The sequence below is a fragment of the Ectopseudomonas chengduensis genome (genome assembly GCF_900102635.1).
In the GTDB taxonomy this organism is placed as follows: domain Bacteria; phylum Pseudomonadota; class Gammaproteobacteria; order Pseudomonadales; family Pseudomonadaceae; genus Aquipseudomonas; species Aquipseudomonas chengduensis.
Map to the genome: position 1 here is coordinate 209,751 of NZ_FMZQ01000009.1, position 9,907 is coordinate 219,657.

Annotated in this window: 10 protein-coding genes and 1 pseudogene; 7 read left to right on the plus strand and 4 right to left on the minus strand. The window is 60.8% G+C overall.

Features of this window, described 5'->3' with window-relative positions; all coding sequences use genetic code 11:
- The first annotated feature begins 240 nt into the window (after positions 1 to 240).
- The 3 genes from BLS08_RS15860 to BLS08_RS15870 all read left to right on the plus strand — a co-directional run bounded on the left by BLS08_RS15860 (position 241) and on the right by BLS08_RS15870 (position 3,439).
- Complete coding sequence (locus tag BLS08_RS15860; protein ID WP_017677680.1) at positions 241 to 1,128, plus strand: LysR substrate-binding domain-containing protein; 888 nt, start codon at positions 241 to 243, stop codon at positions 1,126 to 1,128.
- Positions 1,129 to 1,225: 97 nt separating this feature from the next.
- The gene (gene aguA, locus BLS08_RS15865) at positions 1,226 to 2,338 is read left to right on the plus strand and encodes an agmatine deiminase (RefSeq protein ID WP_017677679.1); all 1,113 of its coding nucleotides are present in this window, start codon (positions 1,226 to 1,228) and stop codon (positions 2,336 to 2,338) included.
- A gap of 9 nt (positions 2,339 to 2,347) precedes the next feature.
- Complete coding sequence (locus BLS08_RS15870; RefSeq protein ID WP_017677678.1) at positions 2,348 to 3,439, plus strand: extracellular solute-binding protein; 1,092 nt, start codon at positions 2,348 to 2,350, stop codon at positions 3,437 to 3,439.
- A 3-nt stretch (positions 3,440 to 3,442) separates the two neighbouring features.
- Here BLS08_RS15870 and BLS08_RS15875 read toward each other — a convergent pair whose 3' ends face one another.
- Positions 3,443 to 4,174 carry a substrate-binding periplasmic protein gene (locus BLS08_RS15875; protein ID WP_026088639.1) on the minus strand — a complete coding sequence of 244 codons (732 nt, stop codon included), beginning with the start codon at positions 4,172 to 4,174 and terminating at the stop codon, positions 3,443 to 3,445.
- A gap of 71 nt (positions 4,175 to 4,245) precedes the next feature.
- A complete protein-coding gene (locus BLS08_RS15880) occupies positions 4,246 to 5,856 on the minus strand; it encodes an FMN-binding glutamate synthase family protein (protein WP_017677676.1) in 1,611 nt (536 codons plus the stop codon).
- 237 nt (positions 5,857 to 6,093) lie between these two features.
- On the opposite strand from BLS08_RS15880, the gene BLS08_RS15885 reads away from it, so the two are divergent.
- From BLS08_RS15885 to BLS08_RS15895, 3 genes are all read left to right on the plus strand, one after another.
- The gene (locus tag BLS08_RS15885; protein WP_026088638.1) at positions 6,094 to 7,215 is read left to right on the plus strand and encodes a beta-ketoacyl-ACP synthase III; all 1,122 of its coding nucleotides are present in this window, start codon (positions 6,094 to 6,096) and stop codon (positions 7,213 to 7,215) included.
- A gap of 72 nt (positions 7,216 to 7,287) precedes the next feature.
- Positions 7,288 to 7,890 carry an RNA polymerase sigma factor gene (locus tag BLS08_RS15890; protein ID WP_017677674.1) on the plus strand — a complete coding sequence of 201 codons (603 nt, stop codon included), beginning with the start codon at positions 7,288 to 7,290 and terminating at the stop codon, positions 7,888 to 7,890.
- Positions 7,884 to 8,117, plus strand: a complete 234-nt coding sequence (locus tag BLS08_RS15895; RefSeq protein WP_017677673.1) for an anti-sigma factor family protein — start codon at positions 7,884 to 7,886, stop codon at positions 8,115 to 8,117. Before BLS08_RS15890 ends, BLS08_RS15895 begins: the two co-directional genes overlap by 7 nt.
- 279 nt (positions 8,118 to 8,396) lie before the next feature.
- Here BLS08_RS15895 and BLS08_RS26120 read toward each other — a convergent pair whose 3' ends face one another.
- Together BLS08_RS26120 and BLS08_RS15900 are read right to left on the minus strand one after the other, a co-directional pair.
- Positions 8,397 to 8,903, minus strand: a complete 507-nt coding sequence (locus BLS08_RS26120) for a hypothetical protein (RefSeq protein ID WP_139204253.1) — start codon at positions 8,901 to 8,903, stop codon at positions 8,397 to 8,399.
- A 146-nt stretch (positions 8,904 to 9,049) separates the two neighbouring features.
- Positions 9,050 to 9,526, minus strand: a complete 477-nt coding sequence (locus tag BLS08_RS15900) for a GNAT family N-acetyltransferase (RefSeq protein WP_081593840.1) — start codon at positions 9,524 to 9,526, stop codon at positions 9,050 to 9,052.
- Between the two features lie 164 nt (positions 9,527 to 9,690).
- Here BLS08_RS15900 and BLS08_RS15905 point away from each other — a divergent pair.
- Positions 9,691 to 9,907, plus strand: a pseudogene (locus tag BLS08_RS15905) (IS4 family transposase); the annotation flags it as partial.

Consider the following 9,907-nt stretch of genomic DNA (forward strand, 5'->3'; position numbering starts at 1 on the left):
CAGTTGGTGCGCACGGCGCACCCTACGTTCGAACGAGCGAAGCACTTGCCGGTATAGCCGCGGGTGGTGTTGCGTAGGGTGCGCTGCGCGCACCGGCTTGTGGAACACGCCTGGAGTTCAGCCAGCCATGACTGCAATCAGCGGCGCGCAACGTCTGGTCGGCCTTGCGACACGCTACGAGACTTGTCGGCCATCCATGGCTGGGCGAGGATGCGCGTTCTCGACCGAAACGGAATCGTCATGCGTCGTCTGCCTTCGCTCACCGCCCTGCGCACTTTCGAAGCGGCCGCGCGGCATGCCCACTTCGGCCGCGCGGCCGCTGAGCTGTGCGTCACCGACAGCGCCGTCAGCCACCAGATTCGCCAGCTCGAAGAGCAACTCGGCAGCACGCTGTTCGAGCGCGACGGCCGTCAGGTACGCCCGACACCGCAGGCCAGGCGCCTGCTGCACAGCCTGCAGCAGGCCTTCGAGCTGATTGGCGAGGCTTGCGACGAGCTGCGCGATCCCGGTTCGCAGGCGCAACTGCGCGTCGCGGTTACCGCAGAGTTGGCGCAGAAATGGCTGGTCGGGCGCCTGGCCGACTTCGCCGAGCGCCACCCGCAGATCACCCTGCACCTGCACGAACAGCCGCTGGAGGCCACTCTGCCGGGCAGCGAGATCGATATCGCCATCACCTATGGCACCGGCCCGGACGATGCCAGCGCCTACTTCGTACGGCCGCTGCCGACCCTGCAATTCTTCCCGGTGTGCAGCCCGGGCCTGTTCAACCAGTCGCCGCTCAAGCACCCGCGCGACCTCGCGCGTCATTGCCTGCTGCATGACGATCAGGACGGCAAGACCTGGACCGCCTGGCTGACCACTCATGCTGGCGATATCCAGCCGACCCGGCATCTGTATCTGGGCCATGCCGGCCTGACCATGGAGGCCGCTGCACGTGGCCAGGGCGTGGCCATCGGCGACAACCTGACCAGTGCCGAAGACCTGGCCAGTGGTCGCCTGGTACGTCCCTTTGCCGCCCAGGTGCCGTCGCTCGGGCAGTACGCGCTGGTGTGCGAGCGCCTGCGTCTGGATAAGCCGGCAGTCGCTCATTTCATCGAATGGCTCACTGATCAGCTGGTTGATCTGTGAATTGAATTCAAGGGTTCCGCGATTATCGTCATTGGTCGAGGCGGCACCGACGGGCGTACTGTCGGGCTACTTCCAGCCACTGACGAGGAGCCGCGCGATGGCCCGTACTCTGACCTCCCTGCCCAAGGCCGACGGCTTTCGTCTGCCCGGCGAATTCGAAACCAAGAGCCGCTGCTGGCTCGGCTGGCCGGAGCGCCCGGACGTGTGGCGCAACGGCGGCAAGCCGGCGCAGAAGGTCTGGGTCGAGATCGTTGCGGCCATCGCCAGCAGCGAGCCGGTCACCGTCTGCGCCTCGGCGGCGCAGTACGCCAACGCTCGGCGCCTGCTGCCGGCGCATGTGCGGGTGGTGGAAATGACCTGCAACGACACCTGGTTCCGCGACAGCGGCCCGGCGTTTCTGGTCCACGACGAGACGGCCGAAGTGCGCGGTGTGGACTTCGAATTCAACGCCTATGGCGGGCTCGATGGCGGGCTTTACTACCCATGGGACAAGGATGATCAGATCGCGCAGAAAATTCTCGAGATCGAAGGTTTCGATCGCTATCGCGCGCCTTTCATTGCCGAAATGGGCGGTATCCAGAGTGACGGTCAGCGTACCCTGCTGACCACCGAGCAGTGCCTGCTCAACCGCAATCGCAACGCCCACCTGGGCAAGGACGAGATGACCCGCAGGCTGTCGGATTACCTTGGTGCCGAGCAGGTGATCTGGCTGCCGCGCGGCTGCAAGTTCGACGAAACCGACGGCCATATCGACGACCTGGCCTGCTTCGTCCGCCCTGGAGTGGTGGTGATGCAGTGGACCGACGACCGCACCGACCCGCAATGGGAAATCTACCAGGAGGCCTACGACATCCTGCGCAGCGTGCGCGATGCCCGTGGCCGTGCGCTGGAGGTGCACAAGCTGCCGCAACCGCGTGTATTGGAGTGGACCGCGGAAGAGGCCGAAGGCCTGGACCAGGACGATGCCACCCATACCCGCCAGGCCGGCACGCAGATCTGCGCCTCGTACATCAACTACTACGCCGGCAACTCGGCCATCGTCCTGCCGCTGTTCGGCGACGCCAATGACCGTGTGGCCCAGGCCACCCTGGCCGAGCTGTTCCCGCAGCATCGCATCCTCGGCATCGAGAACTCGCGGGAAATCCTGCTGGGTGGCGGTAACGTCGCCTGCATCACCATGCCGCAATACGCCGCGCCTCAGCGCGCCTAGGAGGCCCGGATGAAACTGCCCGCCAGTCTGCTGGCCGTGGCCCTTGCCGCCTGCGCACAGGCGCAGGCCGGTGCGGCGCCGAAGCAGGTCAACCTGTATATCTGGAGCGAATACCTGGCCCCGGACACCCTGGCTTCGTTCGAAGAGGAGACCGGTATCCGCGTGGTGGTCGATCACTTCGATTCGCTGGAAACCGTGGAAACCAAACTGCTCACCGGCGGCAGTGGTTACGACCTGGTGCTGACTGCCGGCCAGCACCTGAGCCGGGCCATCGCCAGCGGTGCATTGCGCGAGCTGGACAAGACGCAGCTGCCGCATTTTGCCGGGCTGGATGACGAGTTCACTCAGCACATGGCCAAGTTCGACCCGGGCAATCGCTACGCCGGACTCTACGTCTGGGGCACCACCGGTTTCGGCTACCAGGAGCAGGCCATCGCTCAGCGCATGGCCAATGCCCCGACCGATAGCTGGGCGATGCTGATGGACCCGCAGGTGGTGGCGCGTTTTGCCGATTGCGGAGTGAGTTTGCTCAATGACCCCAACGAGGTGTTCGCCGCTGCGTTCCGCTACCTGGGGCTGGATATCAATCGGCAGAACCTCGATGACCTGAAACAGGCCGAGGCGCATCTGGCCAAGGTGCGACCGTTCATTCGCTACTTCGACAATGATCGCAATATCAGCGATCTGGCCAACGGCAACACCTGCCTGGCCATGGCCTGGAATGGCAACGTCGCCATCGCCGCGGCACAGGCCGAGCAGGCCAGCAAGGACTTCCAGCTGAGCTATCGCATCCCGCGTGAAGGAGCACTGCTGTGGTTCGATGCCATGGTCATCCCGCGTGATGCGCCGCACCCGGAAGCCGGGCTGGCGTTGATGGACCATCTGATGACGCCAGAGGTGATCGGCGCCATCAGCAACAGCATCTACTACGCCAATGCGGTGCCAGCGGCCGACGCCTTCGTCGATCCGGCGATTCTCGCCGACCCCGGCACCTATCCGCCGGCCGAGCTGCGCGCCACGCTGTACACCAAAAATGACAACAGTCGCGAGTTCAACCGGGCGCTGACCCGTGCGTTCAGTCGGCTGAAGTCGGGTCGGTAGCTGTTAGCGATAGCGAGCGAGGATGGCGTCGAACTCGCCATCCTGCTTCATCTTTACCAGCGCGCGCAGCAAGGCCTGGGTCGGCACGTCGGGGGCGTCACGGACGATGCAGCCGACCGGAGCGGCTCTGATCTCTGCGAGCGCATGCAGGCGTTTTTCTTGCGGCTGATGACGGTTGAACCAGTTCAGACTGAGGTCGTTGCTGATCGCGTATTGGTAGCGACCTGCTTCGAGTTTCTCCAGCACCAGCGCCTGGGTGCGGGCATCTTCGCGATGGGCTTGGCCATTGGCCAATAACGGCTCCAGATTGGGGTAACTGAAGCCCAGTACCGTGCCCAGACGTTCACCGCGCAGGTGTTCCAGCTTGAAGTCCGATTCGGCGTCACGCGCGACGATCATGTCGCGTTGCACCATGAATGGCAGGCTCCAGATGTACTGGTGGTGGGGTTCGTTGAGCCAGTCAGGGCTGACGTAACAGCGCACGTCGATTTCACCCGTGGTCAGCAGGCGTTGTACGCGCAGACGCGGCAATACCAGCATCTGCGCACGGCGCCCGACCTTCTGCGCCAGGCGCATCTGCAGGTCGTAGAGGATCCCACCGGTGGCCTGACCATCGACGATGTTGATCATCGGCATGGCCCAGCTCTCGCTCACCGAGAAACGCAACGGGCGTTGCTCCTGAGCCGAGGCCGCGAGGCACAGCAGAAGCAGCAGAGCGGATAGCGAAAAACGCATGCAGGTACCGGTCAGGGAGCGTTGAGCGAAGCCGTGCTGAGCTTGGCCGTAACAGGCTGGACGACGGACGCTCAGGCCGGCGCCGGCTCGAAGCTGTCGGCACGCGCCATGCGCCACATGCGCTCGTAGAACTCGCCTTCGATCTGGCCGCTGAGCAACTCGCCCGGCGCGAGAAACACGTGCTGCTGGGCGAACAGCTTGATCTCGGTGGCTGACATACGTTGCACCAGGTGCTTGGCATCGATCTGCGCCGGGTGGTCGAGGCCGGCGGCGGCGAGCATTTCGGCCAGCGCCTTGAGCGTGTTGCGGTGGAAGTTGTAGACGCGCTGGGCCTTGTCCTCCACTACCAGGGCGCGCTGGCGTAGAGGGTCCTGGGTCGCCACGCCGGTGGGGCACTTGTTGGTGTGGCAGCTTTGGCTCTGGATGCAGCCGATGGCGAACATGAAGCCGCGCGCCGAGTTGGCCCAGTCGGCGCCGATGGCCAGCACGCGGGCGATATCGAAGGCGCTGACGATCTTGCCGCTGGCACCGAGCTTGATCTTGTCGCGCAGGTTGCTGCCGACCAGGGTGTTGTGCACGAACAGCAGCCCTTCGCGCAGTGGTACGCCCAGGTGATCGGTGAACTCCAGCGGCGCTGCACCGGTGCCGCCTTCCTTGCCGTCGACGACGATGAAGTCGGGCAGGATGCCGGTCTCCAGCATGGCCTTGACGATGCCCATGAATTCCCAGGGATGGCCCAGGCAGAACTTGAAACCGACCGGCTTGCCGCCGGACAGCTCGCGCAGCTGAGCGATGAACTGCAGCATCTCTGTCGGCGTGGAGAAGGCGCTGTGGCGCGAGGGCGAGATGCAGTCCTCACCCATCGGTACGCCGCGGGTGTTGGCGATTTCCTCGGTGACCTTGTGCTTGGGCAGGATGCCGCCATGGCCCGGTTTGGCGCCCTGGCTGAGCTTGATCTCGATCATCTTCACCTGCGGGCTGGCGGCCTGGGCGGCGAAACGCTCGGGATCGAAGCGACCGTCCGAGGCACGGCAACCGAAGTAGCCGCTGCCCAGCTCCCAGACCAGATCACCGCCGTGCTCGCGGTGGTAGGGGCTGATGCTGCCTTCACCAGTGTCGTGGTAGAACTGGCCGAGTTTCGCCCCTTCGTTGAGCGCGCGAATGGCGTTGGCACTGAGCGAGCCGAAGCTCATCGCCGAGATGTTGAACAGGGACGCCGAGTACGGCTGGCTGCATTGTGGCCCGCCGATCTCCACGCGAAAGCTGCACGGGTCGGTCAGCGGCGCCGGGCGCATCGAGTGGCTGATGAACTCGAAACCGTTCTGGTACACATCGCTCAGTGTGCCGAAGGGTTTGTCGGCGCCCTCGTTCTTGGCGCGCGAATACACCAGCGAGCGCTGGGCGCGGGAGAAGGGCAGTTGCTCGGCGTCACCTTCGAGCAGGTATTGGCGAATCTCTGGGCGGATACCTTCGACCAGGTAGCGGATGTTGCCCAGGATCGGGTAGTTGCGCCGCACTGCATGGCGCGTCTGCAGCAGGTCACCGATACCGATCAGGCTGAGCACGCCGGTGAGCAGGGTAAACGGCCACAGCCATTGATGACCAAGGAAAGGCAGGCTGGCCAGGGTGAACAGCACGCAGAAGGCGAAAAAAGCGTAGCGGCTGAGCAGGGAGAGGTTCATGCAAGCTCCAGGTGCGCGGATCAAGATAAGACTTTAGACCAAACGGCTATATTGGGTCATGTTCTGTCCACCTAGACACTCTCAAGGGCTGAGGACGAACCCCATCGCCCTGTGGCACACTCAGTGGCCCGGAGCCAACCGTCGCAAGAGCTTGGCCCAAGTCTCCCGATTTTCGGCCTGCGCCATTGTCGCCGGCCTACTGCCTGAGGCCGCCAGCGGCCGAGAAGAGGAATGAGCGTGCATAACGTCGTCATCAGTGGTACCGGCCTCTATACCCCGGCCAACAGCATTTCCAACGACGAGCTGGTGGCATCCTTCAATGCTTATGTGCAGCAGTTCAATGCCGATAATGCCGAGGCCATCGCCCGCGGTGAGGTGGAGGCGCTGAGCGAGTCCAGCAGCGGCTTCATCGAGAAGGCGTCGGGCATCAAAAGCCGCTTCGTCATCGACAAGGAAGGCATTCTCGATCCGCTGCGCATGGTGCCGCGTATCCCTGAGCGTTCCAACGAAGAGTGGGGCATCCTCTGCGAAATGGCTGTGGGCGCCGCCAAGGAAGCACTGCAGCGCGCCGGCAAGACTGTCGCCGACATCGATGGGGTGATCGTCGCCTGCTCGAACCTGCAGCGCGCCTATCCGGCAGTGGCCATCGAAGTGCAGGCCGCGCTAGGCATCAACGGTTGGGGCTACGACATGAACGTGGCCTGCTCCTCGGCCACCTTCGGCATCCAGGCCGCGACCACCGCGATCCAGACCGGCCAGGCCCGCGCCATCCTCATGGTCAACCCGGAAATCTGCACCGGCCACCTCAATTTCCGCGACCGCGACAGCCATTTCATCTTCGGTGACGCCGCCACTGCGGTGATCATCGAGCGTGCCGACCTGGCTACCTCCCAGTACCAGTTCGACGTGGTCAGCACCAAGCTGCTGACCCAGTTCTCCAACAACATCCGCAACAACTTCGGCTTCCTCAACCGCGCTGCGGAAGAGGGCATCGGCGCGCGCGACAAGCTGTTCGTGCAGGAAGGCCGCAAGGTGTTCAAGGACGTCTGCCCGATGGTCGCCGAGCTGATCGCCGCGCACCTGGCCGAGCACCAGCTCAACGTCAGCGACGTCAAGCGCTTCTGGCTGCACCAGGCCAACCTCAACATGAACCTGCTGATCGCGCGCAAACTGCTGGGCCGCGATGCCGAGCCGCACGAGGCGCCGGTGATTCTCGACACCTACGCCAACACCAGTTCGGCCGGCTCGGTGATCGCCCTGCACAAGAATCAGGACGACCTGCCGGCGGGCAGCTTGGGTGTTCTAAGCTCCTTTGGTGCCGGTTATTCGATCGGCAGTGTAATTTTGCGCAAGCGTTGAACTCTCTGTAGGAATGCCTGGCGCGTACGCAGAGTGTGATCGTGCGCGCAAGGCCCTACTCATGGGAGTTCTATGTCCGATACCGATCTGTTGGATCGTCTGCTCGCCGGTGAGCAGACGGCCTATCGCGAGCTGGTAGCTCGCTACCAGGGGGCGATGCGCGCGGTGGCCTACGCCATCGTCGGCAGTCGTCACGCCGATGAGGTGGTGCAGGATGCCTGGCTCGCCGTGGTGCGCAGCCTGGGTGGTTTCCAGGGGCGTTCCAGCCTCAAGACCTGGCTGCTGACCATCACCGCCAACACCGCCAAGACTCGTCTCAAGCACAACCGTCGTGAGCTGCTGCTCGACGACCTAGCCGCGCCGCATGGCACGGTGGGTGACGAGCGTTTCTCTGATGACGGTCACTGGCTGCTGGCGCCGCATGCCTGGCACCAGGACAGCCCCGAAGCCCTGCTCACCGAGGACGAACTGCGTCAGTGCCTGGAACACACCCTGGCCAGCCTGTCCGAGTTGCAGGCCAGCGTCCTGGTACTGCGCGAGCGTCAGGGCCTGGAGTTGGAGGCGATCTGTAATCTTCTCGACATCTCGCTCTCCAATGCCCGTGTGCTGCTGCATCGGGCACGCCTGAAAGTCTTTGCCACCCTGGAACATTTCGAGGAGACAGGCCAATGCTGACCTGCAAGGAATTGGTCGCTCATTCCAGCGATTATCTCGACGGCCAACTGACGCTGCGCCAGCGCCTGGCCGTCCGCGCCCACCTGGCCATGTGCGGCAACTGCCGACGTTTCATCCGCCAGATGAAACTGACCCAGGCGGTGATCCGACAGATGCCGGAGGACGAATTGCCCGAACTCGACGCCCTGGCTGAGCGCCTGGCGCAGAACCGGCGCAATCAGGGGTGAGCGGCGTTCTTGCTGGGACGGCTTGGTGTCGCCCTCCCGGGCAAGTCATTGCGTAGGGTGGATCGGGGCGCGTAGCCGACGCTTTTTTCATCCACCGTTTGCGATGGTTGTTCGGGCTGATTGATAGCGCCCCGCAACGAAGAAACCTCCGGCAAACTTCGCTTGCAAGAGCAGCACCTTAGGATGGTTAGAGCAACGCGAAACCCATCGAATCTCCCCTGGGTTTCGCTGTGCTCTACCCAGGCTACTTGATGGTGTCATGGTATTTGAAAAGTAATTTCAATATTCTCTTAGCTTGCGAAAATCCCATGTAATATTCTCGCCCTTTTTCTCTTGCCCGTCTGGATAAACCCGACCAGATAGCGATCTAAGATGAAGGGTGTCGCCTTGAAATTCTCCTTCATACTTTGTGTAGTAGATGTGCGGCACAAATCCATCGGTTTTCAAATGGTCAAATATTCTTTGTCCTGAAATTAAATTCCCATTCCTTGTGAACTTAATGGGTTCTTTTGTGGACGGATATTCTGCTTCTAAATTGGCGAGGTTGGATAGAAATATTTCAACATTGTCCCTGTTGCGCAATATTACAAATTGATCATTTGGCAGAAGAAACAAAAAAGCTTGATATTTTCCATATCCAACAGGCTCTTCAGTGTCGTCGTAATATATTGCTAAAACTGGCAACTCGTTTAGGTGCGGCTGTATATCGGCTGGCTCAGGTGGTGCGCTAGTGCAGCCAGCTAAGGACATCATGAAGATCACTAATGGCATGAAAAATCTATTCATAATTATAACCTTGTGTTAATGCTTTGAGCATCAATGGGGTGTGTCATTGATTTTTCGAAAAGGGGATAGATTATTTTTAGGCCGATAGTACTGCGCCATAAATAAGCCGGTCCCGAGTGAGCGAAGCGAACGACTTGAACCAATTGTTATGACCTTGCGTATAGAGTCAGGAGGTAGTCTCCGTTTTGGCTTTTGTAAGGTTGCCCGAGCCTTGAGAAGCCAAACTGACTGAATAAGTAATGCATAGGTTCGTTGTCTTCACGCGTAGTGGCAAAGCACGGTGTTTCAGCGAGCAACTCTTTGATTGCCTCCATTAAAGCTCGGCCGTAGCCTTTTCCTCTTGCCGCGCTGGATACATACAACCAGCCTAGCTCGTGTTTGTATTCTCTTTGTTCTGTCACTTTGGATTTTTTAAAGACGCCGGCTTTATATCCTGCGTTAGGTTTTTTTATTGCTCCAATAGCAACGCATTCACCGTCATATATGAAGATGAGTTTTTCTGCACGTTGAATACGCTGGCGCAAGCCTTCTGGCGAAACCTCACCACCAGCAATAACTAATCGCTCAAATGTATCAAGCTCTTCTTTGCTGCAGTCACTGGGGGCTTTGGATATTCTTTCCATGCTTCTAGTCATAACGTTTGGTTAAGGGGCGGGCTTTAGCCCAATGTCATCAACTTTGGAAATTATCCATAAATATCATATAATTAGCGCTCAAATCAGTGCATGGGAGAAGCCCTTTTGACTACCTATACCGCATCGCTTGACACCGCCAGCCAAACCCTGGCTTGAAAATTGTACAAAAAATAACCAGCCCGCTCGATTGTCCCGCCTTCATCGCCGCCCACCGCCAGAATCCTCAAGACTTTACCCGCCGACGCCAGCTCACCTTCAAGAACCTCGTCCTGTTCCTGCTCAATCAGCCGCGCACGGCCCTGCAAACCGAACTCGATCAGTTCTATCGCGTACTCAATCAGGCGTCGACTGAGACGCAAATGGTCACTG

Bases quoted from the DNA above. Each gene is read 5' to 3' on its own strand.
- BLS08_RS15860 (WP_017677680.1), top strand. From the start codon at position 241: ATGCGTCGTCTGCCTTCGCTCACCGCCCTGCGCACTTTCGAAGCGGCC.
- aguA (WP_017677679.1), top strand. From the start codon at position 1,226: ATGGCCCGTACTCTGACCTCCCTGCCCAAGGCCGACGGCTTTCGTCTG.
- BLS08_RS15870 (WP_017677678.1), top strand. From the start codon at position 2,348: ATGAAACTGCCCGCCAGTCTGCTGGCCGTGGCCCTTGCCGCCTGCGCA.
- BLS08_RS15875 (WP_026088639.1), bottom strand. From the start codon at position 4,174: ATGCGTTTTTCGCTATCCGCTCTGCTGCTTCTGCTGTGCCTCGCGGCC.
- BLS08_RS15880 (WP_017677676.1), bottom strand. From the start codon at position 5,856: ATGAACCTCTCCCTGCTCAGCCGCTACGCTTTTTTCGCCTTCTGCGTG.
- BLS08_RS15890 (WP_017677674.1), top strand. From the start codon at position 7,288: ATGTCCGATACCGATCTGTTGGATCGTCTGCTCGCCGGTGAGCAGACG.
- BLS08_RS15895 (WP_017677673.1), top strand. From the start codon at position 7,884: ATGCTGACCTGCAAGGAATTGGTCGCTCATTCCAGCGATTATCTCGAC.
- BLS08_RS26120 (WP_139204253.1), bottom strand. From the start codon at position 8,903: ATGAATAGATTTTTCATGCCATTAGTGATCTTCATGATGTCCTTAGCT.
- BLS08_RS15900 (WP_081593840.1), bottom strand. From the start codon at position 9,526: ATGGAAAGAATATCCAAAGCCCCCAGTGACTGCAGCAAAGAAGAGCTT.